This is a genomic window from Thiocystis violacea (assembly GCF_016583575.1).
Classification (GTDB): Bacteria; Pseudomonadota; Gammaproteobacteria; order Chromatiales; family Chromatiaceae; genus Thiocystis; species Thiocystis violacea.
Map to the genome: position 1 here is coordinate 1 of NZ_NRRG01000025.1, position 25,997 is coordinate 25,997.

27 protein-coding genes and 1 pseudogene are annotated in these 25,997 nt (G+C 63.2%); 11 read left to right on the plus strand and 17 right to left on the minus strand.

Annotated elements, in window-relative coordinates:
- Positions 1–133: 133 nt before the first annotated feature.
- Positions 134–289 (minus strand): annotated as a pseudogene (locus CKO27_RS12855) (IS982 family transposase); the annotation flags it as partial.
- A 278-nt stretch (positions 290–567) separates the two neighbouring features.
- Here CKO27_RS12855 and CKO27_RS12860 point away from each other — a divergent pair.
- Positions 568–2,043 carry an oligosaccharide flippase family protein gene (locus CKO27_RS12860; RefSeq protein WP_200375303.1) on the plus strand — a complete coding sequence of 492 codons (1,476 nt, stop codon included), beginning with the start codon at positions 568–570 and terminating at the stop codon, positions 2,041–2,043.
- Positions 2,044–2,077: 34 nt separating this feature from the next.
- Here the strand turns inward: CKO27_RS12860 and CKO27_RS12865 are convergent, their stop codons facing one another.
- Positions 2,078–2,359, minus strand: coding sequence for a radical SAM protein (locus CKO27_RS12865; protein ID WP_200375304.1), 282 nt, complete (start codon positions 2,357–2,359; stop codon positions 2,078–2,080).
- Here CKO27_RS12865 and CKO27_RS12870 point away from each other — a divergent pair.
- From CKO27_RS12870 to CKO27_RS12890, 5 genes are all read left to right on the plus strand, one after another.
- Positions 2,349–2,657, plus strand: a complete 309-nt coding sequence (locus CKO27_RS12870; RefSeq protein ID WP_200375305.1) for an Hpt domain-containing protein — start codon at positions 2,349–2,351, stop codon at positions 2,655–2,657. The two genes, CKO27_RS12865 and CKO27_RS12870, sit on opposite strands and share 11 nt — an antisense overlap.
- Positions 2,654–3,301 (plus strand): response regulator, encoded by a 648-nt coding sequence (locus CKO27_RS12875; protein ID WP_200375306.1) that lies wholly within the window; start codon positions 2,654–2,656, stop codon positions 3,299–3,301. The genes CKO27_RS12870 and CKO27_RS12875 overlap by 4 nt, the downstream gene beginning before the upstream one ends.
- Positions 3,302–3,926: 625 nt before the next feature.
- On the plus strand, positions 3,927–4,193 hold the full coding sequence (locus tag CKO27_RS12880; RefSeq protein ID WP_200375369.1) for a hypothetical protein: 267 nt from the start codon (positions 3,927–3,929) through the stop codon (positions 4,191–4,193).
- 394 nt (positions 4,194–4,587) lie between these two features.
- Positions 4,588–6,405 (plus strand): EAL domain-containing response regulator, encoded by a 1,818-nt coding sequence (locus tag CKO27_RS12885; RefSeq protein WP_242470898.1) that lies wholly within the window; start codon positions 4,588–4,590, stop codon positions 6,403–6,405.
- A 3-nt stretch (positions 6,406–6,408) separates the two neighbouring features.
- Complete coding sequence (locus CKO27_RS12890) at positions 6,409–10,416, plus strand: PAS domain S-box protein (protein ID WP_200375307.1); 4,008 nt, start codon at positions 6,409–6,411, stop codon at positions 10,414–10,416.
- Between the two features lie 150 nt (positions 10,417–10,566).
- On the opposite strand, the gene CKO27_RS12895 is transcribed toward CKO27_RS12890, so the two are convergent.
- Both CKO27_RS12895 and CKO27_RS12900 read right to left on the minus strand, forming a co-directional pair.
- On the minus strand, positions 10,567–12,717 hold the full coding sequence (locus CKO27_RS12895; RefSeq protein ID WP_200375308.1) for a sensor histidine kinase: 2,151 nt from the start codon (positions 12,715–12,717) through the stop codon (positions 10,567–10,569).
- A 22-nt stretch (positions 12,718–12,739) separates the two neighbouring features.
- Positions 12,740–13,444 carry a response regulator transcription factor gene (locus CKO27_RS12900; protein WP_200375309.1) on the minus strand — a complete coding sequence of 235 codons (705 nt, stop codon included), beginning with the start codon at positions 13,442–13,444 and terminating at the stop codon, positions 12,740–12,742.
- A 214-nt stretch (positions 13,445–13,658) separates the two neighbouring features.
- Here CKO27_RS12900 and CKO27_RS12905 point away from each other — a divergent pair, with 214 nt between their 5' ends.
- From CKO27_RS12905 to CKO27_RS12920, 4 genes are all read left to right on the plus strand, one after another.
- Complete coding sequence (locus tag CKO27_RS12905) at positions 13,659–14,204, plus strand: PspA/IM30 family protein (protein WP_200375310.1); 546 nt, start codon at positions 13,659–13,661, stop codon at positions 14,202–14,204.
- On the plus strand, positions 14,201–14,758 hold the full coding sequence (locus tag CKO27_RS12910; protein WP_200375311.1) for a hypothetical protein: 558 nt from the start codon (positions 14,201–14,203) through the stop codon (positions 14,756–14,758). The genes CKO27_RS12905 and CKO27_RS12910 overlap by 4 nt, the downstream gene beginning before the upstream one ends.
- 25 nt (positions 14,759–14,783) lie before the next feature.
- Positions 14,784–16,007 (plus strand): VWA domain-containing protein, encoded by a 1,224-nt coding sequence (locus CKO27_RS12915; RefSeq protein ID WP_242470899.1) that lies wholly within the window; start codon positions 14,784–14,786, stop codon positions 16,005–16,007.
- 335 nt (positions 16,008–16,342) lie between these two features.
- The gene (locus CKO27_RS12920; protein ID WP_276570161.1) at positions 16,343–16,756 is read left to right on the plus strand and encodes a helix-turn-helix domain-containing protein; all 414 of its coding nucleotides are present in this window, start codon (positions 16,343–16,345) and stop codon (positions 16,754–16,756) included.
- A 387-nt stretch (positions 16,757–17,143) separates the two neighbouring features.
- Here the strand turns inward: CKO27_RS12920 and CKO27_RS12925 are convergent, their stop codons facing one another.
- The 13 genes from CKO27_RS12925 to CKO27_RS12985 all read right to left on the minus strand — a co-directional run bounded on the left by CKO27_RS12925 (position 17,144) and on the right by CKO27_RS12985 (position 25,138).
- Complete coding sequence (locus CKO27_RS12925; protein WP_200375313.1) at positions 17,144–17,320, minus strand: hypothetical protein; 177 nt, start codon at positions 17,318–17,320, stop codon at positions 17,144–17,146.
- Positions 17,317–17,616 (minus strand): hypothetical protein, encoded by a 300-nt coding sequence (locus CKO27_RS12930; RefSeq protein ID WP_200375314.1) that lies wholly within the window; start codon positions 17,614–17,616, stop codon positions 17,317–17,319. The genes CKO27_RS12925 and CKO27_RS12930 overlap by 4 nt, the downstream gene beginning before the upstream one ends.
- Complete coding sequence (locus CKO27_RS12935; protein WP_200375315.1) at positions 17,613–18,209, minus strand: rolling circle replication-associated protein; 597 nt, start codon at positions 18,207–18,209, stop codon at positions 17,613–17,615. The genes CKO27_RS12930 and CKO27_RS12935 overlap by 4 nt, the downstream gene beginning before the upstream one ends.
- A 235-nt stretch (positions 18,210–18,444) precedes the next feature.
- Positions 18,445–18,966, minus strand: coding sequence for a hypothetical protein (locus tag CKO27_RS12940; RefSeq protein ID WP_200375316.1), 522 nt, complete (start codon positions 18,964–18,966; stop codon positions 18,445–18,447).
- A 112-nt stretch (positions 18,967–19,078) separates the two neighbouring features.
- Entirely contained in the window at positions 19,079–19,354 is a 276-nt protein-coding gene (locus CKO27_RS12945) for a type II toxin-antitoxin system RelE family toxin (RefSeq protein WP_200375317.1), read from the minus strand.
- Entirely contained in the window at positions 19,338–19,562 is a 225-nt protein-coding gene (relB, locus tag CKO27_RS12950; protein ID WP_200375318.1) for a type II toxin-antitoxin system RelB family antitoxin, read from the minus strand. Before relB ends, CKO27_RS12945 begins: the two co-directional genes overlap by 17 nt.
- 10 nt (positions 19,563–19,572) lie before the next feature.
- Positions 19,573–19,881, minus strand: coding sequence for a hypothetical protein (locus tag CKO27_RS12955; protein WP_200375319.1), 309 nt, complete (start codon positions 19,879–19,881; stop codon positions 19,573–19,575).
- 14 nt (positions 19,882–19,895) lie between these two features.
- Positions 19,896–20,918, minus strand: coding sequence for a phage/plasmid replication protein, II/X family (locus CKO27_RS12960; RefSeq protein ID WP_200375320.1), 1,023 nt, complete (start codon positions 20,916–20,918; stop codon positions 19,896–19,898).
- A 491-nt stretch (positions 20,919–21,409) separates the two neighbouring features.
- Positions 21,410–21,688, minus strand: coding sequence for a DUF3653 domain-containing protein (locus CKO27_RS12965; protein WP_200375321.1), 279 nt, complete (start codon positions 21,686–21,688; stop codon positions 21,410–21,412).
- Positions 21,689–22,086: 398 nt separating this feature from the next.
- On the minus strand, positions 22,087–23,358 hold the full coding sequence (locus CKO27_RS12970; RefSeq protein ID WP_200375322.1) for a methyltransferase family protein: 1,272 nt from the start codon (positions 23,356–23,358) through the stop codon (positions 22,087–22,089).
- Between the two features lie 24 nt (positions 23,359–23,382).
- Entirely contained in the window at positions 23,383–24,612 is a 1,230-nt protein-coding gene (locus tag CKO27_RS12975) for a zonular occludens toxin domain-containing protein (protein ID WP_200375323.1), read from the minus strand.
- Positions 24,612–24,941, minus strand: coding sequence for a DUF2523 family protein (locus tag CKO27_RS12980; protein ID WP_200375324.1), 330 nt, complete (start codon positions 24,939–24,941; stop codon positions 24,612–24,614). The genes CKO27_RS12975 and CKO27_RS12980 overlap by 1 nt, the downstream gene beginning before the upstream one ends.
- On the minus strand, positions 24,941–25,138 hold the full coding sequence (locus tag CKO27_RS12985; protein WP_200375325.1) for a hypothetical protein: 198 nt from the start codon (positions 25,136–25,138) through the stop codon (positions 24,941–24,943). Before CKO27_RS12985 ends, CKO27_RS12980 begins: the two co-directional genes overlap by 1 nt.
- A 208-nt stretch (positions 25,139–25,346) precedes the next feature.
- Here CKO27_RS12985 and CKO27_RS12990 point away from each other — a divergent pair, with 208 nt between their 5' ends.
- The gene (locus CKO27_RS12990) at positions 25,347–25,931 is read left to right on the plus strand and encodes a hypothetical protein (RefSeq protein WP_200375326.1); all 585 of its coding nucleotides are present in this window, start codon (positions 25,347–25,349) and stop codon (positions 25,929–25,931) included.
- The last annotated feature ends 66 nt before the right edge of the window (positions 25,932–25,997 follow it).

The window sequence follows — 25,997 nt, forward strand, 5'->3', positions numbered from 1 at the left end:
AGCTTCGGCGCCGAACGGCTCTGTGTCCTCGGATTCATGCTCGATGGACGACCGTTCAAGGTCGAGCATGACATGAGGCTCGTGCTGTATTAGCTAGGCGAGGCTATTCGTTTTGTACTGTACTGAGCTCCCAACCTAAAAATTCGCCGATCACCTCCAGCGTGATGACTTCGCTGTCACTCAATTTCGGCGCCTCACCTCGTTGCCGCAAGCGTCGCTCGCCAGTGACTTGGGCGAGGTGGTCGTCTACCCAGCAAAACACGGCGATGATAAAGTCTTCGAGCGGCATGACGGTCTCCTGGTGCGCGTTGGGGTGGTTCGTTCCTCTCAACGTAGCCCAGAACCGCCATGCCGCGCTTGGTTACCCTTCCGACACCGAAAAAAACTCGAACATCGCGTTTAGGTTGGTATGGACTTTCCCGGAAATCGCCTAACGAAGTGGGACGAAGGCACGAAGCCTGAGCTTCATCGTGCCGACCTGCCCCAACCACCATACAGTGACTAGCGACCCGCCCGGTATAGAATGCGCCCTTTCGTTTCGACCGGACGCATCACGGACGCCCCGCCTTGAACCCACTCAAACGACTCGCCTCCCAGACCGCCATCTACGGTGTCAGCAGCGTCTTCGGACGCTTTCTCAACTATCTGCTGGTGCCGTTCCTGACCTACAGCTTCGCGCCTGCGGAGTATGGCGTGGTGGCGGAGTTCTACGCCTATATCGGATTCCTGGCCGTGCTCCTGGCCTTCGGGTTGGAGACGGGCTATTTCCGGTTCCGCTCCGGTGGCGAGTGGCGACCCGAGATCGTCTACGGGACGGTGCTGCGGTTCCTGGTGCTGGCCAATGGCCTGTTCTTTCTCGCGCTCTTCATGTCGCGCGAGCCGATCGCCGAGCTGCTGCGTCATCCGAGTCACCCGGAATTCATCTGGTGGTGCGGCGCGATCCTGGCGCTCGACTCGATCGGCGCCCTGGCCTTCGCCCGTCTGCGCGCCGAGGATCGGGCGGGGCGCTTCGCCGCGATCAAGTTGTTCGAGATCGGCGCCAACGTCGGCCTGACCATCTTCTTCATCTATGTCTGCCGCTCCGCCCACGAGAGCGATCCCCAATCCTGGCTCGGCCAGATCTGGGATCCGAGGATCGGCGTGGGCTATGTCTTCATCGCCAATCTGATCGCGAGCCTGATCAAGCTGCTGATGCTCGCGCCCCAGTTGCTCGGCGGTCTCGGAAGTTTCGACACGGCCCTGTTTAAGCAGCTCATCCGCTACTCGCTGCCCATGGTGGTCATCGGCTTCGCCGGCATCATCAACGAGATGCTCGACCGCGCCGCGCTCAAGTATCTGCTGCCCTTCGATGCCGAGACCAACATGGCCCAGCTCGGTATCTATAGCGCCTGCTACAAGCTCTCGATCCTCATGTCGCTCTTCATCCAGGCCTTCCGTTACGCCGGCGAGCCGTTCTTCTTCAGCTACGCCAAACAGAGCGACGCGCGCCAGACCTATGCCGTGGTGCTCAACTGGTTCGTCATCTGCTGTGTCTTTCTTTTCCTGCTGGTGACGCTCTACATGGACGTCTTCCAGTATTTCGTCGGCGAAGCCTATCGCGAGGGCTTGGTCGTGGTGCCGGTGCTGCTGCTTGCCAACCTGGCGCTCGGCATCTACGTGAACCTCTCGATCTGGTACAAGCTGACCGACCGCACCCTCCTGGGGGCTGGTGTCTCGCTGGCCGGCGCCCTCATCACCATAGGGCTGCTTGTCTGGTGGGTGCCGGTGCATGGCTACAAGGGCGCGGCCTGGGCGCATCTGGTCTGTTACGGGTCGATGGTATTGATGTCCTACCTGTTGGGGCGTCGTTACTATCCGGTGCCCTACCAGATCGGAAAGGTTCTGGGTTACGTCGGCCTGGGAATCGGACTCTATCTGGCGAGCGAATGGCTCCAGACCACGACGGGCTGGAACCCCTTGCTGGTCGGAACCCTGTTCATGGGCGTCTTTCTCCTAGCGGTCCTTGTGCTGGACGTCCGCAAACTGGTCCGCCCCTTGTCCTGAGAGATTGTGAAACGTTCAACGGGGCATATCGATTTCACAGCCTAATGCTCGCCAGAAGCGGCAGTTTTCTGGAGCAGTTCCGCCACGATCGGTCCGCATACCTTGCCGCCCAATCGGTGTTCTCGCCGCCATCGCCGGGCAGGTTGCCGACGTAGACGTATCTCAGTCCCACTTCGTGGCCGATGACCGCCGCGCGTCTCAGCGTCTCGGAGGGCGTCGCCTGGATGTCACGCATCTCGTAGGCGGCGTGGAAGCGCGAGACGTGCCAGTGGATGTCCGCAGAGACCGACTGGATGAAGGCGGCGATGTCGCGCAATTCGCCGTCCGAGTCATTGACCCCTGGGGATACGGCCCGCTATCGCGAGTTGCGCGCGACCTTTTTGGCCGAGCTGCCTGGCCAGTTGGAGGCGATGGGTCGGGCGCTGGAGCGGCAAGAGTACGGCGACTTGGCGACCATCGCTCACAAGTTGAAGGGCGTGGCGGGCAGCTTCGGCCTGCCCGAGGCGACCCGCGTGGCCGGGGTGATCGAAACACGGGCACGTCAGGATCATGACGAGGGAATCGCGGAGCGGCTCCGTGAGCTGGAGAGAATATGTCAAGTCGATGGCGGATGATTCGAGTCGAGGCGGAGGCGATCACGTCGAATGCTCCGCTACCCCATGCGGTATTCACATGCGACGGCGCCTTGCTGGCGAGCCAGGGTGCCAAGGTTTACGAAGAAGAAAAGCTCGAGATTCTGAAATGGCAGGGATGGTGTCAGAGGGCTCCCATCGCGGAGGCCCCGCCAGACGGATTCGACACGGAATCCGTCACGAGGCGCCCCCCCATCGAGGACGACGGATTGCGCCTCACGGCCAGCCTGCCCGCGCCCCTGGAGCGGACCACGGCCCTGGTCGCCGATGATTTACCCCTGGCGAGGAAACTGCTCACGGACATCCTGACCGATCAGGGCGTGCGGCGGGTGATCCCGGCGGAGGACGGCAAGCAGGCGATCAGCCGTTTTTTCAACGACGCCCCAAATCTGGTGTTCCTGGATATCGACATGCCGAATCTCGATGGTCTCGGCGCCTTGAGACAGATCAAGTCCTGGTCGCCGGACGCCTTCGTCTGTCTGATCAGCGCCAGCAGCACCAGGGAAAACGTGCGGGCCGCCCGCGACTACCAAGTGGACGGTTTTCTGGTCAAGCCGTTCAGCATCCTGAATCTGAGACGGGTTCTGGAAAAATATCAGGCGCGCCTGCCCTCCAGCGCGATCTGAGCGCGCCGGACGCCGGTTCGCGATTGTGACGGGCGTCGCGTCGCCGCCCAGCGGGCTGACCTAGGCTTGAGTCGTGGGAATGAGGGCCGCCGCGTCCGCGGAGGGTCGGCGGATCCAACAAGGCGAGGGGCCATCCTGGCAAGCGCATTGACCAACCGGAGTGGGGACATGACAGAGATCCAAATGTGGTTCGGAACCCTATCGGGTTGGGTTTTCCTCTATGGTTGCCTGTTGGGATTGGCCACGCGGGCCATTCTTCAACCCGGATTCGCGCGGATTGGCGTCAGGGTCGAGGAAGAGGGGCCGAGAAGGAGATCGCGAGGTTTCTGATCGAGTGATCGGTTCGAGGGCCTTGGATTTTTCGATGGAGCCACGCGCAGGGAGGCCGTTACCGGGAGATCCGTTGGGGGGCTGTTGTTCGGGTCGGACGGGGCGAGGGTCGGGCGGATGCCGGCCCTCGCCCGAGGCCGTTCCAGACGAAATTCGGCGCCCGGCTCGGCCCCGATCACCTCGACACGTCCACCCATGGCCAGGGTCGGACGCCGCACCAGGGCCAGCCCGATTCCCGTTCCCCCGATAGCGCCGAGTGCGACCAAGAGTGCGGCGCACCGGCCATCGCCCGTAGATGGGCAAAACCCGTGCTCTATCGCATCGGCCATACGACGGAGGCGTAACGGGCCTGCCCAGCCTGTACGCCCCGAGGCTCAAGCTTCATGTCACGCGAGCCGATCGCCGAGCGGCCGCGTCATCCGAGTCACCTTTCTTCTTCAGCTACGCCAAGCACAGCGACGCGCGCCAGACCTATGCCGTGGTGCTCAACTGGTTCATGGGCGTCTTTCTTCTGGTGGTCCTTGTGCTGGACGTCCGCAAACTGGTCCGCCCCTTGTCCTGAGATGTTCTGAAACGATTCAACCCGGCCTGGGTTCGACCCGTGTATGGGCAAATCTCGCGCTCTATCGCATCATACGACCGAGGCTTAACAGGCGTGCCCATCCGAACCTCGGAGTGTACGGGATGGGCATCGCGGCGCTTTGCCCATCCTACGAGGGTTTTGTACAAGCGCTGAGTCGACCCGTAGGATTGGCAGAGCGAGAGCGATGCCCATCTTGAGCCTCGGATGGAACCCGGCACTGCGCCCGTTTCTTGATCGGATTCAAATAACGCGCACTCGATGTGGTGAAGAATGGCGGGTCATGGCCGCGGCGCTTCATTTGAATCGATCAAGGCGCCATCGCGAAATTCCAAACACGCCAGAGATGGCCTTGCGGACCGAATGGAGGCCGATCATGTCGGCAACGCTTCTGATCGTCGATGATGTGCCGGAGAATCTGGCGGTTCTCGGTGAGTTGCTGCGTGGTGCCGGTTACCGCGTCAAGGCGGCCAATTCCGGGCCTACCGCGCTTCAGTACGCCGTCTCCGAGCCGCGTCCGGATCTGATCCTGCTCGATGTGATGATGCCGGACATGGATGGATACGAGGTCATGGAGCGATTGCGCGCCGATGTCCGCACCCAGGATGTGCCGATCATTTTCGTCACCGCCATGAACAGCGTCGAGGCGGAAATCCTGGGTCTGGAGCGTGGCGCCGCGGATTACATCACCAAGCCGATCGTCGCGCCCCTGGTTCTGGCGCGGGTGCGGGCTCAACTGGGACTGAAGCAGGTTCGCGACTGGTTACGCGATCAAAACGCCTTTCTGGAGAACGAGGTGGCGCGGCGCGTGGTCGAGGCGCAATCCGCCCTGGCCGTGAGCGAGCAGGTCCAGGCGTGTCTCGAACGCAAGTCGAATTTCGACGACCTGACGGGTCTGCCCAACCGCAATCTGCTGTCCGACCGGCTGGCGCGGGCCATCGAGCGCAGTCGCGAGGATGGAAGTCCGCTGACGATCCTGACCCTGAACCTCGACCGCTTCAAGGGCGTCAACGAGAGTCTCGGACGCGCCGCCGGCGATCAGGCCCTGCTCGACGTGGCGAAACGGCTGGCGCGACTCCTGTCTCCGACCGACACTCTGGCGCGCGTCGAGGGCGACGAATTCATCCTGGTGACGGGGGCGAACGAGCGCGACGGGATCGATTGTTACGCCCAGCCGATCCTCGCCGAATTGACCGCGCCGCTGCGCATCGAGGGGCGTGAGTTCGTGCTCACCGCCAGTATCGGCATCGCCGTCTTCCCCAAGGATGGCGACAGCGGCGAGGAACTGCTGCGCAATGCCAACGCGGCCATGTTCCGGGCCAAGCTCGCGGGGGGGCAGGCTTTCCGTTTTTATACCCCGGCCATGAATGCGCGCGCGCTCGAACGGCTCGACCTGGAGAACGGTCTGCGTCAGGCGATCGAACAGGGCGGGCTGGTGCTCCACTATCAGCCGCAACTCGATCTGCGCAGCGGCCAGATCATCGGCGCCGAGGCGCTGGTACGCTGGTCGCATCCGATACGCGGCATGATCTCGCCGGGCGATTTCATTCCGCTCGCGGAGGAATCCGGTCTCATCGTGCCGCTGGGAGAGTGGGTGCTGCGCGAGGCCTGTCGCCAGAACCGCGCCTGGCAGGTGGCCGGACTGCCGCCGCTGACGGTCGCGGTCAATCTGTCGGCGCGTCAGTTCGCCGCCGGCGATATCGTCGCCATAGCCACCGCCATCCTGAGCGAGACCGGGCTGGCGCCCCAGTACCTGGAACTCGAACTGACCGAAAGCGCCGTGATGACCGATACGGATGGCTTCATCGAGGCCACGCGACGGTTGAAGGATCTCTCGGTGTCACTCTCCATCGACGATTTCGGCACCGGCTTTTCCTCGCTCAGTTATCTGCGCCGCTTCGATATCGATCGTCTCAAGATCGACCAGTCCTTCGTCCGCGACATCGTGGTGGATTCCAGCAGTGCCGCGATCGTCGTGGCGATCATCGCCCTGGCGCACAGCCTCAACCTGGCGGCGCTCGCCGAGGGCGTGGAAACCGAGGCGCAGCTCCAGTTTCTGCGCGCCAACGATTGCGACGAAATGCAGGGCTATTATTTCAGCCGCCCGCTGCCGGCCGCCGAGTTCGAGGCCCTGCTGCGGACCCCGCGCCGGCTGGAGTTTCCGACCGAGTCCACCCCATCCAGGGGCCTTTAGACCATGGATGATCCTTCATCCCTCGATTCATCCGCCCCCGATGCCGGCGACTCGCGCCTGCGCGTGGCGATGATCTGGGTCGTGATGTCCTACGTACTCTTCGCGACACTCTGGATCCTGTTCTCGGATGTCATCCTGGCGCGGTTGGTTCGCGATCCGGATGACATGGCGGCCGCCAGCATACTCAAGGGCTGGGTCTTCGTCGCCGTGACCTCGGGCCTGCTCTACGCCTTGATGCGACGCCTGCTCGGCGGCGCGCGCGACCGGTCCGCGCGCTCGCCGCTCATGCCGTCCGGTCCGGCGGCCGTCGGACGCTGGCCGCGCTGGACACTGTACCTGCTGGCCGTCGCCCTGACGGCCGCCACCCTGCTGATCCGCGACCACATGGCCGTCTCCTTCGGCGAACAGCCACGCCTGATCCTCCTCATGCTCCCGATCCTGTTGAGCGCCATCGTCGGTGGCTTCGGCCCCGGTCTGACCGCGACGCTCGGCGCGGTACTCGGTATCAATTACAGCACCATCCCACCGACCGGGAGCCTGACCATCGCGGCCACGCATGATCTGCTGCAATGGGGCCTCCTGATCATGAATGGTCTGCTGGTCAGCCTCCTCAGCGAACTCATGCACTGGACCCGACGGCGCACCGAGGCCAACCTGCTGTTGCAGACCGTGACGCTGGCCAGCATCGGCGATGGGGTGATCGCGACCGACCTTCAGGGGCGGGTCACCTTTATCAACGCGGAGGCTGAACGCCTGACCGGCTGGAACCCGTCGGCGGCGGTGGGTCGGCCGCTGAACGAGGTTATAAGCCTGATCGACGAGCAAACCCGGCCGGTCGAGAATCCGGTCGCTCGGGCGCTGGATACGCGACAGATCGTGGCGTTGGACGACCGGATCCGGTTGCTCTCGACGTCCGGCGCCCAGACGCCGATCCGCGGCAGCGCCTCGCCGATCCGTCACGACGACGGCGACCCGCCTCGGGGAATCGTGCTGGTCTTCCGCGACGACAGCGCGCGCCGGCTCGGCGAGCTGGCCCTGGAGCGCGAGCGCGGCCAGCTCAAGACGCTGCTGCAAACCCTGCCGGATCCCGTCTGGCTCAAGGATCCGGCGGGGGTCTTCCTGGCCTGCAACGCGCGTTTCGAAAACCTTCTGGGTGTCCCCGAGTCCGCGATCGTCGGCAAGACCGACTACGATTTCGTCGACCGCGAGCTGGCCGATTTCTTCCGTGAGAAGGATCTGGCCGCCATCGCGGCGGGCGGACCCTCGGTCAACGAGGAAGAGATCCGTTTCGCCAACGATGGTCACCGTCTATGGGTCGAGACCATCAAGACCCCGGTGCGCGATGCCGAGGGCCAACTCATCGGCGTCCTCGGCATCGCCCGCGATATCAGCGCCGTCCGCGCCACCCTGGCCGCCCTGCGCGACAGCGAGGCCCGCTATCGGGAGCTGTTCGAGTCGATGCGCGAAGGCTTCTATCTGGCCGAACTCATCGAGGATGAGTCGAGCGAGCCGGTGGACTGGCGTTTTCTCGATGTGAATCCGGCCCATTCACGCATCCTCGGACGCCCGCGCGAGACGGTCGTCGGTTATCGCGCGCGTGAGGTTTTGCCCGGACTGGAGCCATTCTGGTTCGAGGTGACCAAGCGGGTCGCGCTGACCCGCGAGCCGGCTATTATCGAGGGATTCACTCAGACGACGGGGCGCTGGTATCGCAATCACTTCTACTCGCCGCGCGAGGGTCAATTCGCCTGTATTTTCAGCGATATCACCGAAAGCAAGACCGCGGAGGAGCAAGTGAGAAAGCTCTCGCTGGCCGTCGAGCAGAGTCCGGCCAGCATCATCATCACCAACGCCGAGGCCCGGATCGAATACGTCAACCAGGCGTGCCTGAACCAGACCGGCTATGCGCTGGAGGACATGATCGGCCAGAGTCCGGCCCTATTGCGCTCGGGACTGACGCCACCGGAGACCTACGTGGCGCTGAACGAGGCGCGTCGCCGGGGCGAGATCTGGAGGGGCGAATTCCACAACCGGCGCAAGAACGGCGAAAGCTACGTCTGCTTCGCCATCATCGCGCCCATCCGACAGCCCGACGGGTCGATCAGCCACTTCGTCTCGGTGCAGGAGGACATCAGCGAGCGCAAGCGCATCGGCGAGGAACTCGATCTGCACCGTCATCACCTGGAGGATCTGGTCAACCAACGCACGGCGGAACTGGCCGAGGCGCGCGAACGCGCGGAGTCGGCCAGCCTGGCCAAGAGCGCCTTCCTGGCCAACATGAGCCACGAGATCCGTACCCCGATGAACGCCATCGTCGGCCTCACCCAACTGCTGCGGCGCGAGAGCCGGGATGACGCCCAGGCCGATCGTCTGGCCAAGATCGAGGCGGCGGCGCATCACCTATTGAGCGTCATCAGCGACATCCTGGATCTGTCCAAGATCGAGGCGGGCCGGCTGCGGCTGGAAGAGACCGACTTCGCCTTGTCCGAGGTGCTCGAGTCGGTGCATGGGATGATCCAGGAGGGGGCGAGGGCCAAGGGGCTCAGCCTGGAGATCGAAAGCGAGGCGATTCCGGACTGGTTGCGCGGCGATCCGACCCGCTTGCGTCAGGCCCTGTTCAATTATGTCGGCAACGCACTCAAGTTCACCGAGCGGGGATTCATCCGGTTGAGCATCCGGCGGCAGGAAGAACGCGAGGAGCGGCTGCTGGTTCGCTTCGAGGTCAGTGACAGCGGCATCGGGATCGAACCCGAGATCCTGCCCAAGCTGTTTTCCGTCTTCGAGCAGGCGGATTCCTCCACCACGCGCAAATTCGGGGGCACTGGATTGGGATTGGCCATCACGCGCCGTCTGGCCCGCCTGATGGGTGGCGAGACGGGTGCCGACAGCGTCCCTGGACAGGGCAGTACCTTCTGGTTCACCGCCTGGCTCGCGCGCGGCGTGGGGAGCCGGCCGCGAGTGGCGCCGCGGGTCGAGCAGGATGCCGAGTTGACCCTGAGTGCCCAGCGGCAAGGCCGCCGTGTCTTGCTCGCCGAGGACAATCCGGTCAATCGCGAGGTAGCCGTGGATCTGCTGCGTCGCGTCGGTCTCGAGGTCGACACCGCCGCGGATGGACTGGAGGCCCTGACCCTGGCCCGCGACGGCAATCCCGATTTGATTCTCATGGACATGCGGATGCCGCGTCTCGATGGCCTGGAGGCGACCCGGCTGATCCGAGCCCTGCCGGGTTGGCGGTCGCGCCCGATCCTGGCCATGACAGCCAACGCCTTCGCGGAGGATCGCCGGATCTGCGAGGCGGCGGGCATGAATGATTTCATCGCCAAACCCATCGATACCGAGCAATTCTATACGACCCTTTTGAAATGGCTGCCCCAGGACCGGCCGGCGCCCGATCTCCGGAAGGCGCCAGTGCCGGACGACGACGATGCCGTCTGGCTCGAACGGCTGGCCCGGATCGCGGGTCTCGATCTTCCGGCCGCCCTGACGGTGCTTGACGGTAAGGCCGCCAAGCTGGCGCAACTGCTGCGCATGCTGGCGGATAACCACGCGGAGGATCCGGTCCGGATCCGCGACTTCATGGCCGTCGGCGAGCCCGATTCGGCGCGACAACTGACGCACGGTCTCAAAGGCGTGGCCAGCACGCTCGGCGCGAGCGCGGTCTCCGCCGCCGCGACGACGCTGGACGCGCTCCTGCGCGAGGCGGCACCGAGCGACCGGATCGATTCGGCTCTCGCCGATCTGGAGCTTGAGCTGACCCGGCTGTCCACGGACATCCGTCAGTGGCTCGTCCCGGTCACCGGGACGGCGGGTCCGGCCGACCCCGCGCGGCTCGCTGAACTGATCGAGCGTCTGAAATCGCTGCTGGCGGCCGGGGACATGGCCGCCAACGAATTGATCCGCGTCGAGTCCAGGCTGCTCCAGGTCGCGCTGGGCGAAAAGGGCGAGAGAATCCAAAACCGGATCGAGCATTTCGATTACCTGGCAGCGCTGGCCTTGCTTGAGTCCGGCTGAGTCAACCCCGTCCAGCGTCCACGAAAATCAAGATACAAGGATGGGTAGCGCCCCAATCGATAGGATTTCGTGGGAGCGGCTTTTAGCCGCGATGAGCGCCGACGCGAGGTTTTTCGCGGCTGTAAGCCGCTCCCACGTTTGCACCGTTCCTTATTGCTCGATCCGGGCGGGGGGCACGCGCATGCCGGTTCTCGCCAGCGGCAGTTCCAGACGAAATTCGGCGCCCGGATCGGCCCCGATCACCTCGACACGTCCACCCATGGCCAGGGTCAGACGCCGCACCAGGGCCAGCCCGATTCCGGTTCCCCCGATCGCTTGACTCCTGGCCTCCGCCCCGCGATAGAAGAGCTGGAAGACCTGCTGGCGCTGCTCGCGCGCGATCCCCGGACCGAAATCGCGCACGCTCACCCGCAGCCGCTCGCCGGCCAGTTCCTCGCAACCGATGCGTATCCGCCGCGGCTCGGCGTTCGCCGCGAACTTGATCGCATTGTCGACCAGATTGATGAGAATCTGCACGAAGGCATCCGGATCGACGAGGACGTCGGCCTGGCTCTCGCACCCCATCTCCAACCTGAATCCAGCCCGCTCGACCTGGCTCGCGACCCGTTCGCGCACCATCGCGAGCAATTCCCCAATGGCGACGGGCCTGGGCTCCAGCGCCAGGTTGTCGCGTCCGATCCGCGCCAGTTGCAGCACGTTGGCGATGAGTCGCGACAGACGCTCGCTCTCCTCGTGGATGTAGCGATAGTAGGTCGTCTTGCGTTCCTCGGTGGCGAAGCCGGCGCGCAGCATCTCGGCGTACATCCGGATCGAGGTCAGCGGGGTCTTGAGTTCGTGACTGACGGCGGAGACGAAATCCTGCTGCTGGCGGATCAGGGCGAGCTGACTCAGTCCGAGCCGGTACATGAGCCAGCCACCCGCGAGCAGCACCAGGGCGAGCGCCGCCGCCATCCAGCCGATCGCGACCGCGCCCGCCGGGGTGGGCAGACGACTCACGGTAAAGATCAACTCCAGACCACCGAAGGGTTCCGGCAGGCGGGCGCGGTAGAGGAGGGCGCCGGTCAGTGGCGGCGCGCCGCTGGTCAGGATCGCGGCCCGGCTTCGGTAATCGTCGAGCGGCTCGGCGCGAAAGGTGGCGAGCACCGCGCCGCGATAGGCCGCGATCAGATGGGTGGTGCGCGCCAGGCTGGTCGCGGCCAGGGGCGCGCCGACGAGACGCTCCAGAAAGGCGGCCTGCTCGATGAGCGCGCCCTGGATGAGTCGCTCGCCCCCGCGCCAGACGGTACGAAAGAGCAGCAGATGCCCGCTATCGAGGAGCCCAACCTCGAACGGCTCGACGGCGGTTTCGAACAGACGGACCGATTGGGAGGAGGGCGCCTGTCGGGCCTCGCCGGGAGCGGGTCTCGCCTGTGTCCGGAGGTCGCGCCCCAGGGGCGATGGCGCGGGTCGAGCCGCGTCGATCGGTTCCGATTCGTCGGACGCGCCCAGGGTCGGCGACGCCGGCTCCTTGCGGCGCGCTCGCTCGGCCAGGCTGACATCCAGTTCCAGATCATCGACCCGCCCGAGGTTCGCGGCCTTGTCCGAGATGGCCTTGGGCGTGGCCCGGTCGCTCGCCAGCCGCTCGAAGGCGGCTTGGGAGAGTCGGCTCGGCGCCTCCTTGCGCTCCATCTTCTCCGGCTTTTCGAGCGCGGCGGTGGCGACTTCGTCCGTCGGCTCCGAGCCCACGGCCTCGTCCGCTCGACCGCCCTCGGGCGTGCCGGGGGTCGGAGACGGGGAGGGCGCGCCCAGGTCGCTCTCGCGTGCATTGCGCTCGACCAGCCGATTGCCGACCAGGATGCGCTGGATGCGTTGCGCCGTCGCCTGACGCCTCGCCAGATCGGCGGGCGTGACGCCATGATCGGCGGGCGCGACACCTGGCTCCGGGACCAGGGGCGAACCGAAGCGTCCGTCCGCGGCGACCTGGAACCAGCCGATCAGACCGGGAACGGCTGGATCGACCGGCCAATCCGACAAGGGCGAGCGACGGGGATAGGGTCGGGCGGGATCACCCCTGTCGGTCAGAAAGGCGTAATCCTCGATGGGTCGACTGTCCTCGACGGCGATGAGCGCCGCCAGCGCCCCATCGATCCGCCCCGCCAACTCCTCGGCGGCCAACTGCTGTTGTCTGAAGGATTCCCACTTGATCTGATCGTAAGCCTTGTGGACCAGCAACAGGCTCGGCGCGGCCAGCGCCAGGATGAAGAGCCCGATGCCGAGTCTCAGCCGGGTGCGCGCGCGCTCATGCTCCGAGCCCCGTCTCATGGCCGTCGGCCGCGTATGGGGCTCATACGCCATGGCCCGCGAGCCGATAGCCCAGACCGCGCACCGTCACCAGCAGACGTGGATCGGCGGGGTCGGACTCGATTTTGCGCCTGAGCTTGGCGATGTGGATGTCGACCGTCCGGGTCTCCAGACCGCAATCGCGCGCGTAACCCCAGACCTTGTTCAACAGCTCATCGCGCGAGACCGGCCGCTCGGCGTGGGCGGCCAGGTATTTGAGGATCGCGACCTCGCGCTGGGTGAAGGGGATCTCCTCCGCGCCACGCCGGCCACGCAGGTTCCGGGTGTCCAGCTCCAGATCGCCCAGTTGGAGCCGGACGCCGTCCGGATCCGCCTGAACGGCGCGCCGCAGCACGGCTTGCACCCGCAGCACCAGCTCGGTGACCGAGAAGGGCTTGGCGATATAGTCATCCGCGCCGAGCCGAAGCCCCTGGATGATGTCGGCGTCCGCCGTGCGGGCGGTGAGCATGATGATGGGCTGGACGCGATCGAACGCGCGGATCCGGTCGCAGATGGCGAAGCCGTCCAGACCGGGGAGCATGATGTCCAGCAGGATGAGATCGAAGCGACCGGACAGCGCCTTGGCGAGCCCACTCGGACCATCGGCGGCTGACTCCACCGCGAAGCCATGGAAGACGAAGAGATCCTCCAGCCCGACCCGGATCGGCTCCTCGTCCTCGATGATCAGCAGGCGGGATTTTTGCGGCATTGGATGGTCCCTGATCAATCAGTCCAGAGCGCGTACCACGCCAGGATCGCGCTCACTCATCGCAGAACTCAAGCTTACCGCCGACCGCCCCCGGTGGTTGTAAATTCCTTGTAAAACATCCCCCGCGTCTTTTACCAAATCCGGCCTACGCGCCTCCAGGCCGTCTCCCTAGACTGGGATCACGGACGGACACATCACCCTGGAGGTTATCGACATGGCATTCATCACACGGCTGTCGCGACTCATGCGGGCCGATCTCCATGCCTTGCTGGATCGGCTGGAGGCACCGGATCTGGTGCTCGCCCAGGCGGTGCGCGACATGGAGCAGGCATTGGACGAGGAGCGGCGGGGACTGGTTCGAGCGGAACGGGAGATCGAGCGCCTGTGTGAGCAGGAGGCCGAGCTGATCCGCGTCCTCGACCAGTCGAACCAGGCGCTCGACGACTGTCTTGCGGCCGGCCAGGAAGAACTGGCGCGCCCGGTGATTCGCCGTCGGCTGGAGACCGAGCGTCAGGCGGCCGGGCTCAAGCAACGGCTGAATGGTCGGGAATCCGATTACGCGGCGCGACGCCGGCGCCTCGCCGAGCAGGAGTCACGGCTGGCGGATCTGCGGGCACGCGCGGCCCTCCACGAACCGGACCAGGAGACCGAGCCGGAGGGCGGCGATCACTCCTGGCCCGGCGCGCCGTCGAGTGTCCGCGACGCGGATGTCGAGGTCGCCCTGCTGCGGGCCAAGCGCCAGCGGGAGGCGTCGTCATGAGTCGACCCAGTTTCGGGGAAGGCGTGCTGATCGCGCTGATCGCCGCGTTGCTCGCCTCGGTCTTCCACCTGGCTTTCAGTCTGGTTTTGCCGCGCGGCGATGCCGCCCAACTGATCGTCATCGGGCTGGGCCTCGGTTATGGCCTCTATCTGCTCGGACGCAGCCGGGAGCGGGCCGGGCGGGTGCTGCTGGTGTTTGTCTGGCTCGCGATCAGTCTGGTCGTCGCCGCGCTCTTCGCCGGGGTCTGGCCACAGATCCTGACCCAAATCGGCCTGGTCTGGCTGACGCGGGTTGTCTACCACCAGCCCGACCCACTCGCGGCTCTGCTGGATCTGGGGTTGCTGCTGCTCGGACTCGCGACGGCGGTGTGGACGCTGGAGCGCACCGGCAGTCTCTTCCTGATGGTCTGGACCCTGTTCCTGATCCAGGCGCTGTTCACCCGGATCCCCTCGCTCATCGGCTCAGCTCGCGGCGTGCCGCCGCGCACCGACCCCTTCGATACGGCCGAGCGCGCCGCTGAGCGGGCGCTGCGCCGGCTCGCCAGTCTCGACTGAACACCCATCCACCCAGGACATCGCCATGAACAACCAGATGAAAACCAGAATGATCGCACTCGGCCTGTTCGGACTCACCGGCGCCGCCGTGCTCTATTACCCAACCTTGCGATCGGCCGAGCCCGGTTGGCCCGTCGAACCCATCGTCCAGGATCCGATCCCATGGCCGGACACGGGACAGCACCCGGTCATCGAGGCGGTGTTCGTGCTCGACACCACCGGGAGCATGGGCGGGCTCATCCAGGCGGCGAAGGACAAGATCTGGTCGATCGCCTCGACCATGGCCGCCGGGCAGCCCGCGCCGGAGATCCGCATGGGTCTGGTCGCCTATCGCGATCGCGGCGACGACTATGTGACCCGGGTCGTGGATCTCACCAAGGATCTGGACAGTCTCCACGGCGAACTGATGCAGTTCCAGGCCCAGGGCGGCGGCGATGGTCCGGAGAGCGTCAATCAGGCGCTCCACGAGGCTCTCGAGCGCATCGGCTGGAGCCGGGATCCGAGCGTCTACCGGGTCATCTTCCTGGTCGGTGACGCCCCGGCGCACATGGACTATCCGAACGACATCCCCTATACGCAAACCATGGCGGAGACGAAGCGGCGCGGGATCCGGGTGAACGCCATCCAGTGCGGCGCCCAGCCCGACACAGCGCGGGAATGGCGGCGCATCGCCCAACTCGGCGACGGCGGATACTTTCAGGTCGAGCAGAGTGGGGGAGCGGTGGCCATCACGACTCCGTTCGACGACACCCTAGCCCGGCTCTCGGGCGAACTGGACGCGACCCGGATCTACCACGGCAAGGCCGAGGAGCGTGCCAGGAAGGGTGAAAAGCTCGCCGCCGAGCAGGCCACCAAGGCCGCCGCGTCACCGGCCGCGTTGGCTCGACGCGCGGGTTTTGTCGCCTCCGAAAGCGGCGAGGCCAGTCTCCTGGGCGACAAGGAACTGGTGGACGAGGTCTCCAGCGGCCGGGTCGATCTAGCCGATCTGCCAAGCGCGGAACTGCCCGAACCGCTGGTCGGTCTGGACCTGGAAACCCAGCGCCATCTGATCGCCGAAACGGCGGCGAAACGCAAGGAGCTGCGTGACAGGATCCAGGATCTATCCGCCCAGCGCGCCGAGTATCTCAAGGCCGAGGTCGAAGCCAAGGGTGGCGCGGAAGCCTCGTTGGACCACAAGATTTTAAACGCCGTGCGCGAACAGACGGCGGACAAGGGGTTGCGATATGAGGGGGCCGCGCCTGCTTACTGAGTCGACACGGGGGTGAAGCGTACAGGATGGGCACACTTCGCTTTGCCCCATCCCACGCGCGCGCAAGGTCTTGGGATTGGCGTCCAAGCCCTCGGCCAGGAGCTCGCTATCGAGCCAATCCGAGGTTGATGACAGTTTGGCCAAGGTCCGCCTGGGACGGTTCCTGAATTGCGCATAATGTATAAGCCGTCTGGGCCATGCCCGCGAAAACCCCTGTCAATAACCTTACAGGGGAAATCTACATGACCTTACAGGGCAAGACAAATCTAAAGGGCAATTCTGACCGCTTATACTTGCCCTCAATGGTTATAAATCATCAGAGATCAAGCGTCATCATGTCACTCGGGAAAAACATCCGGCGAATGAGGCAAGACAAAGGTTGGAATCAGCTTCAGCTTTGCGAGCGCACCGGCATCAAGGTCGGGCATATCTCGAAGCTGGAACAAGACGAGGGAGACCCGAAGCTCTCGACGCTTCACAAGCTGATGGACGCCCTGGAATGCTCGGCGGACTCGCTGTTGCTGGACATCAGCAAGATGAACCGCGACGCGATCTTGAAGCAGACGCTAGAGCGCGCCTTGAAGCTGCCCGAAGCCAACAAGGCCGCCATCATTGAGGTCGTGGATGGTTACTGCCGAGCCTGCGGGATGGAACAGAACTTCACCGAAGGGAATAAGACCTGGCTGACGATCTACATGAAGGCCCCGGAGCGGATCCCGCTACCAGAGGCCAAGGAGAAAGCGGAGTAGATCGAGGAGACCCAGGAGGCCGAAAGAGGGACGCCCGGACCAACCAAGAAGCAACCCAAGACGCAGAAGCGCCGGGCTTCGTCCTTCCCTGGACTTCCGGAGGGCCGAGAATCGAGTAGAGGCCGTGCCATCGTCCCCGTCCCACGAGGACGAGCCTAGGCGGCGGCGTCGCTACACGCAGGATCGGAGTCAAGATCCGACCCGCCGAGCTGGCCACCCTCACACTGCCGCCGCTTGAAAAAGGGTCTACGGATGGAGCTGGGACAGGATCCCGAGGGATACCCAGAGGGATCACGGAGGCGCGGTCCTGGGGTAACGGTCGTCGTGTGTGGCTCCGCTGAAAGCTTCGCCACACACGACGCCTGGGTCTCAAGACGGACGCAGACATCAGGACTGGTAGTCACCAATCCTTGGACGACTCACCCGGGAACGGATCTCGCGCCACACCGCCCGGTCCTCGGGACGCCAGGACAGCGCCCAGCGGACCCAGACGACGACCACGCAGGAATCAAGGCCAAGTGCCTTGGCGAAGCGGATCGCCAGCCGATCCAGGACGCTGATCATGGCTCGACCTCGAACCAGCCGACGCCCCATTGATCGACCTTGTCATAGAGCGGCATCACGACCAGGCCAGAGCGATCCAGACGACGCGCCGCCCGTTCGGCCTTGCCGCGACTCGGGTAGACCAGGGCCAGGGCCGGAGTGATCGCCCAGACATACACCTGAACCCCTGGACGCGGTTCCTCGACCAGACTTAGGAACTCTTGGCGCTCGTTGCCGATGCAGAAACCGACGTGCTTCATGGCGTGGCCCTCAATGCCTAGGCGCCGGTTAGTGTGATCCCAGAAGGCAATGTTCATGCTGGAAGCTCCAGAGCATAGGGATAGGGAGAATCGGCGACCCACTGCACCACGGGCCGGCCGAGGTCGAAGCCGACCAGCCGCCAGGGGGAGGGCAGCCAATCGCCATGAACCCGCGAACGCCAACCGCCGCCGAGGAACGGTCGCGGTTCGTCTTGCCAGTCGGGCCAAGCGTCCTTGACCCACTTTGGCGCCCGCCACCAAGCGCACTTGGAACGCTCGACCGTGGTCAAGCCGCCCTTGCCATGACTGCGGGAGCCCTTGGGGAACGAGGCTTGAACGTCACCATCCTTGGTGGACCCCTTCGAGGCGTACTTAGCCAGGTAGCCAACCGGCTCACGCGCCCATTGCCATTTGGTATGGCCCCAGGGCCACCAGCCTTGCTTGTCTGGCTTGGGCAGGGTTACGCCCAGGGGGAGCCAGATCAGGATGTGGTAATGCAGCCGCCCGCGACTGGAGCCGCGTTCAAGCACCCAGATATAGGGCAGGGCCGGGAGATCGCGCCGCTTGACCCACTGCCGAATGTGCTTGATCAACACCGACATCTGATCGGGGCTGAAATCATCCTCGTCGCGATAGGTCAGATGGAGCATCGCCGCTTTCCAGCGTCGACCGCTGGAGCCGAGCCGCGCTTGAATCAGGTTAGCGGCCGTAAGTACCGCCGAGCGCATCCTGCGCAGGCGCCCAAGGTAGGAATCGATAACCACCCGATGCCGGACATTGCCCGGAAAGCCCAGTATTTCCGGAGCCGTGTCACTTGTTGAGAAAGAGACAAGCCCAGGCGGGACGGCTGCGCCGCCCGCCAAATCCGACGCGACGCGGACACGATCAGCCATGAGCGGCCGGCTCCAGACGCGCCCCGAGCGCGGCCAGCTCGCCGCCGAGGGTTTGGATCTGAACGGCCAGCGCCTGAAACTGAGACGTCAGGGCCGGGGCCGGTCGCCCGTGGCGCGCTGCTTCAAGCTCAACACGCAACTGGGCATTATGCCGTTGGTACTCGGTGACTTGCTGCCGGTAGAACACCAGGGCGAAGAACTCCGCCGGCGGAATGCCGCCGCGCGAGTAACCCGGTGGAAACAGATAGCCGTTATGGACCTCCCAGCCATCCCAGCCGGACCAGGGAACGAAGCCGGCGAGGACGGCCAGGAGGCGCAGCGCCGTGGGATCGGGGTTGCCGCTGGAGAGCCAACGGCGATAGGTCCGCAGGGAGACCAGGCAGGCGGCCGCCGCCTGTTCGTCGGAGAACCGGCAGGCGCGCTGCAAGGCGCGCAAGGTCTTGGGATTGGCGGCGAAGCCCTCGGCCAGGAGCTCGCTATCGAGCCAATCCGGGGTGGATGACAGTTTGGCCAAGGTGTCCGCCGGAACGGACAAGTTGTCCTTAATTGCGCATAATGTATATTATGTCAATTGATCGAGCGGTTCGTCATGACCTGGTGGTTCCGGCTCACGGGCGCTCCAGGTTCTAGCGCTCACGGTAGATCTCGCGGCGATTGCCGACGCGGACCACCAGGATACGCAACGCCTGATCTTCTATGCGGCTGATCAGGCGGTAATCACCGACACGATATTTCCAGAACTCACCAAGCTTCGATCCCTTGAGCGCTTCGCCAAGGCTGCGGGGATCGTCGAGCACCGCCAGACGTTGATGCAGAAATGACAGGATCCGCCGGGCGATCGGCGGATCGAGCTTGGACAGATCGCGTTGGGCGTCGCGCTCGAATTCAACCTTCCATGCCATAGTCGCGCATCACCTCTTCCAGGGTCAGGGTCGAGGAACGGCCCTCGCGTAAGTTGATCAAGCGCTCCTCCGCCAAGCGCACATCCTCCAAATCCTCGAGATAGTCCAAGACCGCTTCGATGACGCATTCATCAGGACGACGACCGGCGGCCTTGGCCACGACGGTCAGGCGCTCCTCGAGCGCCGGTGGAATTTGAACGGCGAGCATGGTTAAGCCCTCATGATGTTAGCGAAACAAGCCGACCCTGTTCGGATGGAACAATCCACTGATCATCCGTTTCCAAGAGCCGAACAATAAAGCGATCAGGACGATCTATCGCCCGCAACACCCGCGCCGCCGCCTTTTCGGCACGAAAGAGCCGTGCATAGTCCGGGAAAGGCGTCCAGGCCAACACTAAGCCGTCCCGACGTTGCTTGAATTTCGCTAGATATTCATTGCGATCGTTGGCCACCAGATAAGCCACGAAACGGGCCTGCCGATATCGGGCATCCTCTTCACCGAGCCATTCGAATAATGCATCCGCCATGTTGACGCCCTCCCCTAGGCCGCCGCCAAACGCTTCAATTCTTCCCAAGAAGTGACGGGTTGCTCCATGACCAAGGCGCGACGGCGGAACGGGACGATCTGTCCCGTCGCGATGTCACCCCAGCCCAAGCCGGCATCGTTAAGAATCTTCTTGTGGTTGTACCAAGTGCGACGCGGCATGGATTCCATCGCCGCCCGATGGCCGATCTGTTTGATTAGGCACCAGGTCCGATAAGCCGACAACGCCTGACCCTCGGTCTTCGCCACTTTCTTGAACAGTTCCAAATCGCTCATTTCGCAGACCTCCACAGACCCAATTAGCCCAGACCAATAACCCTGATATTCCGCGTACAAATCGACTGACCATTGCCGAAAACCCGGCTCCTTGCGCCGACGATTCCACCAGGCGCTGCCTAATTGTAACTCCAAACGCAATAGCCGATTGGCCAGCTCCACCTGCCAGGGTTCGGCGGAAGCCTGGCCCTTGCGAATCTGGTAGAGCAAATGCAGACCCTTGAGATACGCCTTGCTGCTACGCAGGTTCGAGCCCGGAGACCAGTAGGCCGTATCACCGTGACGGGTGTCGGCCTTGTAACGACCACCGTCGAACTGTCCCAGGTAGGCCAGAGCCTGGCGGACCTCGGCAGCCGACCCGAAAGCGTAATTGTAGGTCTTGTCGACACGGGCAATCTTCCAGGCCGGAAGCCCAGGCAACGCCAGATCGGACAGCACCCGCCGAGCAAAATCGATGTGCGCCCGACCACACTCGATCAGATCGTCCGAACCAAAGACATTGTTGGGAAGCCCCATGGCCCGTGCCGGCGAGCCCGAGACCTTCACCCGGGAGGGCGAGACCTGAAGGGTGATTTGGTGCGTGTCGGAGCGAACCGACTCCCGGCACGGCTGGGACCATTCAACCTCACCGGTAACCGGGTTCCACTTCTGGATCTGCCAGTGGTTACGAGCATAGCGAGAGACCCGTTCCCAAAGATGTTCGTAGTCCTTCAGGTCCAAAATCAACGTCAGGTAATCGATCATGCAGACCCCCTAAAATGGCGAAAAGTGCCACCCATGGCACAAAGTACAGGTGTTACTAAGAACCTGTACTGGAAGAAACCCGATCCGAGGCCCTGGCGACGGTCGGCGGGCGGACCCCAGGCAAGACCGGAAAAGGGACGCCCGGACCAACCACGAAGCCACCCAAGACGCTGGAACGCCGGGCTCGTCCTTCCCTGGACTTCCGGAGGGTCGAGGATCGCGAGAGGATCCGTGGTGTCGATCCCGTCCCACGGGATCGATCCTAGGCGCGCCCGTCGATGACCTGCGAGGACCGCGCCGTCGGAAACCCTGGCGGTGTATGGCCTCCCACTGGGCGCGCTGGCGAAGAGGGCCACCAGGCGGAGGGAGGTCAGGCCCCGAGGAAACCCGATAACACGGAGCGGCCTCGATTTCGAGGCCATCCAGGATGGTTTTCTCCGGCGCCGGAACGGAAATCCTCGGAAATCGGGCTTTTCGTACACGGTAAAGAATCAAAACGGCAGGATGAGCGACTGAACGAGCCGGGAGCCCTGGGAGGTCTCGCGGCGGACTTCGAGGATATAGCCACCGGTGACCGCCTCGGCCTGACGGATCAAATCGTCCAGGCGTTGGCGCAGAAAGCGCAGTTCGCCCGGATAACCCGCCCTCGCCTCCCAAGCCCGGCGCGCATAGAAAGACGCCTGGAGATCGCCCGGCAGATAGCGGTTACCAGCCGGATCGAGCAGATAGCCATGCTCAAACCGCCAACCTTCCCATCCGGAAACTGTCACCTGTAAATCCACTAATAGCGCTCGAAGATAACAGGCATAAATTCCACTATGACCCCACGGATAACTCGTGACCCGATGATAACTCTGGCGCTATAGGTTTGCTCTGACACTATAGATTTGCATTGGCCCCATGGATCGACTGTGACACCAGAGAATTACCTGTCCAGCGGCACTCTAAATGATTGATTTTCATTGTATTTATCATCTGACCAATGGAGTCGGAGAAAATGAAAAAGCCGAGAACCAATGATCGAGATAGAATCAAATCTGACACTTTAGATTGTTCTGCCACCATTGATGACTCTGACACCATTGGATGATCTGTTACTATTGATTTTCTCTGTCACTATTGGTAAGGCGATCGAACACGAATAGGAGCCGAAGCCGGAACCCGGCCCTCAGCGATGATCGCTTGCATACTGACGCCCAGGAGCCGAGCGCCACCTCGGGAGCGGCGGCAGAAACCGCCGAGTGACGCGCCGGCAATAGGCGCGGTACTCGGGATCTTTGCCTAAATGACGTTCTTCGGTCAGTCCCCGCTGCACATAGATGAAGTTCCACGCGAGCAGGCCGAACACCCACCAGCCGTTCAGGAAGACCTGAGTGTTATCGAGCCACCACGCAAAATTCTTCGAGGCATAGGCGGGATGCCGCAGATACCGATAGGGACCGTGGGTGACGATGCCCCGGTTGGTCATGTTGGAGAACTTGAAGCCGAGTGTAAGTGTGGCCCAGACATAGACGCAGAACGACATCAGGATCAATGCCATCAGGAACATGAGGACCGGCTCAGAGGTAATCAGCGGAGTCGATCCAGAACCACCGTGATTGATGAACTTGGAGGTAAAGCCGCTGTTCATCGGAGGATAGCAGGCCAAGGCCACGAGCCAGCCGTATAACGTGGAGTCCACGCTCCTGGTGCGATTGTCGAGCCAACGTGAGACGACGGTATACCCGATGACGGCAATCCCGACATCGAGCACGAAAATCAAATGGTAGAGAATCCGATAGACGCCACGGTAATGCAGGAAGAATGACGCATCGCCAGGCAGCGCCTGATAATTCTGGACGGCAGACACGAACGCGCCGAGTTCGTTGTCGATAAATTTGGTCATGAGGGTGAGGAAGAACAGCCCGACCAGATAGACCAGGGCCATCTTGCGCACTCGCGCACTACGCAGCCGTCGCGATCCCCGCCCGCGCAGGAAACGCCCGAAAGCCCGCAGCCCGGCCAGGGTCAGGAGCGCATAGTCTCCGAACTCATACCGATCATGGCCGAGATACCGCAGGGTGACGAGCTGGACGGGATACCCGAGCAGGAGATAGAGGGCGAGCGTCGAGGCATAGAAGTACCGGGTGAAATCCCAGGAGGACGCGGAAAAATAGGGATGGACATGCACCAGGAGTGCAACCGACCCGAACGCCGCACCATTGACCAGGAACCGCACGAAGGCCGACCAGGGGCGCCAACGCCCAACCCCGATCCAGGGCCGCCGATACCGGCAGTTGTGCAGAATCCGCGCGTGCAGATCCCAGGCGAGCATGACGAAAAACGCCAGAAGCAAGGTCGCGTAGATTTCGGCATGGGTGAAGCGTTGAGCCGCATGCGAGATGGCCACCGTCAGAAAGACCAGCGCGCCCACATAGCCCGCCCGCGATTGATACACCATTGCCCACCTCAAGTCACAGTGACGCTAAAGATCCGCGCGCACGACGCTTACGCCAGGAGGAATGCCCGCGTCTGGGGGCATCGGTCGAATCGGAATGGAGCCGTCCGGGGCAGGAGGGTTGACGACCTCCCACAGATCCGGGCGATTGCCCGTGAAACTCGAAACCCATCGATCATCGACGTAGCACCAGGTTTCATTCCCGTACCGGGTTTCACAGATCACATCGCGCAGTGAACGCCGATCCCTGCCCTTGGAGAGGGTGACGGCATGTTTTCCGGCATTGGGGCCGGTCAGATATTCGAGATGCGCGACCAACCGCCAATCACCTTCGTTGGTGGACTGCGGGGGAACAGGAACGGGAGCCGGCATTGAGGCGGGAGCAGGCACGGAAGCCGGGCTTTGTGCCGGTGCCGGCGCCGGTGTCTTGGCGATCACAGGAGCCGTGGGGGTGTCCGCTTGTGGCTCCGCAGGCTCCGCCACAGCGGACACCTTGACGGGTTCGGGTTCGGCCTTATCAACGCCGAGGAAATCATTCACATGGGTGACGGCATACCAGGAGGCCGCAATGGCCACGAACGGCCCCAGGAGCGCCGCCTTGACCATCGGACGATTCCAGATAGTGGCGGTCTTGTCGGCCCGGAGTTCTTCGACGTTGACCCCATCGAAGGATTGACCTTGGGTGTGCGAGTGATACAGGCCGGTGTACTTGTCCTCATAGGTGCCGGTATAGCCACGGATGTGCGAGCGGACGGCCGGTCGGTCGGTGTCCTGGCAGCCTTGATAGATGTCGCAGCGAAAACGCTTTTCGGCGCCGACCGCATCGAGCTTGCGGATGACGTAAGTCTTATCAATCTTGGTGCGCACCCACTTGGCGAGATCAGACGAGCCTTGAGAAATCAACACGACTTCCTGCGATAGCTGCCGCTCGCCCACCATGCCGATGCGGTGCCGGTGCATCTTGAGCCACTCGAACGCATGGGGATTAGCGCGGTCGGCCCGCTGACCGGACGGAAAGCAACTGTTGGCCTCGTCCAGGACGATCAACGCGCCGCCGGGGAATTCGTTGTAAACGGTTTCGTGAATCTCAAATTCGCGAATATCGGCATCTGGCCATACTTGACTGATTTCATCATAGACCAAGGGGATATTGGTTCGAATCGGCCGACCCAGATTGAGCGCCGGAACGATGGTCAGCGCGACCGCCGAGTAGCTTTTGCCCGCGCCTGGCGTGCCGGTCAGGAGCAGGATCGCCATCAGCCGACCACCGGAAGACGTCGAATGATGAAGCGGATCAGATAGGCGCTTCCGAGGATCGACAGCCCAGCGGGGAACTGGCCGACACTGGCGAGGTAGATAACGCTGGAAGGGATCGCGGAAAAGACCGAGGCGGTTGAATTCAGGAAATCAGGGACTGGAAGCGCTTCCAGCAGGGCCGCCAGCGCGCCGATCACTTGCTGATAGAGCCACTGAAAAATGTCTTGCAGGAATAGCAGGAACCATTCCGCGATTGCGGTCAGGATCGACAGCGCCCAGGTGACGAAATCCTCAACCAGACCCCTAAGAAAATTGATCAGGTCGGTCATTACGCCTCCGCGACCACGCGGTATCCAATCAGCACCCAGAGCGCGAGGAAGACCGCTTCTAGGACGCCGCGCACATTCTCAAACGTGGTGCAAAGAAAATCCGTCGAGACTGTCCCCCAGGGCAAGGCCACCGAGAAATCGAGTGGGCATGTTCCGCCGCTTGGGAAGGCTTGACCGATACCAGAAATCGCGGTCATCAGCGGGGCCGCTTGTACTCTCGTCAGGAAATCCTGATTGGTTTCCTCAAAGGTCGGAACGCCTTCAATACGCGGACCCTCCCACTGGCCATCTCCGAACCCCGATCCCCCGCTACTACCACCACAATCTTCAGTTGCTGGATCGCAAGTACCACAATCTTCGGTTGCTGGATCGCATTCGCCAGTATCCCCGGAGGTCTCGCCGCTGGTGTCGCCGGAGGTATCCCCGGAGGTCTCGCCGCTGGTGTCGCCCGAGGTATCCCCGGAGGTCTCGCCGCTGGATGTAGTCGAGGTCTCGCCACCAGAGGTCGTTGATGTCCCGCCACTGGTAGTGGTCGTGGTGTCGCCGCTCGTCCCCGGACCGGGATCACCACTAGAGGTCGTGGAGGTCTCGCCGCTGGATGTGGTCGAGGTCTCGCCACCAGAGGTCGTTGATGTCTCGCCACTGGTGGTCGTCGTGGTCGAGGTGTCGCCGCTGGTCGTCGTGGTCGTGGTCGTCGTGGTCGTCGTGTCGCCACCACTGGTCGTGGATGTCTCACCACTGGTCGTGGAGGTCTCGCCACTGGTCGTAGACGATGCGGATGTGGTCGATGTACTGGATGTACTGGATGTACTGGACGAGGTTGAACCATCGCCACTGGTGGTCGTAGAGGTCTCGCCGCTGGTAGTCGTGGAAGTCTCGCCGCTGGAGGTAGTCGAGGTGTCGCCGGTGCTGCTCGTGGTCGATGTAGAGGCATCACCGCCGGTAGTAGTCGTACTCCCGCCGCCACCATCGCCATATTCATATTCATAATGGCATGTATTACCAGTCTCAGAATATGACGTTAAAACATAAGTTGTATCACAACCATTGCGAATT

Excerpts from the sequence above, each read along its gene's own strand:
- CKO27_RS12870 (WP_200375305.1), top strand. The coding sequence starts at position 2,349 with ATGTCGCGCAATTCGCCGTCCGAGTCATTGACCCCTGGGGATACGGCC.
- CKO27_RS12875 (WP_200375306.1), top strand. The coding sequence starts at position 2,654 with ATGATTCGAGTCGAGGCGGAGGCGATCACGTCGAATGCTCCGCTACCC.
- CKO27_RS12880 (WP_200375369.1), top strand. The coding sequence starts at position 3,927 with ATGGGCAAAACCCGTGCTCTATCGCATCGGCCATACGACGGAGGCGTA.
- CKO27_RS12885 (WP_242470898.1), top strand. The coding sequence starts at position 4,588 with ATGTCGGCAACGCTTCTGATCGTCGATGATGTGCCGGAGAATCTGGCG.
- CKO27_RS12890 (WP_200375307.1), top strand. The coding sequence starts at position 6,409 with ATGGATGATCCTTCATCCCTCGATTCATCCGCCCCCGATGCCGGCGAC.
- CKO27_RS12895 (WP_200375308.1), bottom strand. The coding sequence starts at position 12,717 with ATGAGACGGGGCTCGGAGCATGAGCGCGCGCGCACCCGGCTGAGACTC.
- CKO27_RS12900 (WP_200375309.1), bottom strand. The coding sequence starts at position 13,444 with ATGCCGCAAAAATCCCGCCTGCTGATCATCGAGGACGAGGAGCCGATC.
- CKO27_RS12905 (WP_200375310.1), top strand. The coding sequence starts at position 13,659 with ATGGCATTCATCACACGGCTGTCGCGACTCATGCGGGCCGATCTCCAT.
- CKO27_RS12910 (WP_200375311.1), top strand. The coding sequence starts at position 14,201 with ATGAGTCGACCCAGTTTCGGGGAAGGCGTGCTGATCGCGCTGATCGCC.
- CKO27_RS12915 (WP_242470899.1), top strand. The coding sequence starts at position 14,784 with ATGAACAACCAGATGAAAACCAGAATGATCGCACTCGGCCTGTTCGGA.
- CKO27_RS12920 (WP_276570161.1), top strand. The coding sequence starts at position 16,343 with ATGTCACTCGGGAAAAACATCCGGCGAATGAGGCAAGACAAAGGTTGG.
- CKO27_RS12925 (WP_200375313.1), bottom strand. The coding sequence starts at position 17,320 with ATGATCAGCGTCCTGGATCGGCTGGCGATCCGCTTCGCCAAGGCACTT.
- CKO27_RS12930 (WP_200375314.1), bottom strand. The coding sequence starts at position 17,616 with ATGAACATTGCCTTCTGGGATCACACTAACCGGCGCCTAGGCATTGAG.
- CKO27_RS12935 (WP_200375315.1), bottom strand. The coding sequence starts at position 18,209 with ATGCTCCATCTGACCTATCGCGACGAGGATGATTTCAGCCCCGATCAG.
- CKO27_RS12945 (WP_200375317.1), bottom strand. The coding sequence starts at position 19,354 with ATGGCATGGAAGGTTGAATTCGAGCGCGACGCCCAACGCGATCTGTCC.
- relB (WP_200375318.1), bottom strand. The coding sequence starts at position 19,562 with ATGCTCGCCGTTCAAATTCCACCGGCGCTCGAGGAGCGCCTGACCGTC.
- CKO27_RS12955 (WP_200375319.1), bottom strand. The coding sequence starts at position 19,881 with ATGGCGGATGCATTATTCGAATGGCTCGGTGAAGAGGATGCCCGATAT.
- CKO27_RS12960 (WP_200375320.1), bottom strand. The coding sequence starts at position 20,918 with ATGATCGATTACCTGACGTTGATTTTGGACCTGAAGGACTACGAACAT.
- CKO27_RS12970 (WP_200375322.1), bottom strand. The coding sequence starts at position 23,358 with ATGGTGTATCAATCGCGGGCGGGCTATGTGGGCGCGCTGGTCTTTCTG.
- CKO27_RS12975 (WP_200375323.1), bottom strand. The coding sequence starts at position 24,612 with ATGGCGATCCTGCTCCTGACCGGCACGCCAGGCGCGGGCAAAAGCTAC.
- CKO27_RS12980 (WP_200375324.1), bottom strand. The coding sequence starts at position 24,941 with ATGACCGACCTGATCAATTTTCTTAGGGGTCTGGTTGAGGATTTCGTC.
- CKO27_RS12985 (WP_200375325.1), bottom strand. The coding sequence starts at position 25,138 with ATGACCGCGATTTCTGGTATCGGTCAAGCCTTCCCAAGCGGCGGAACA.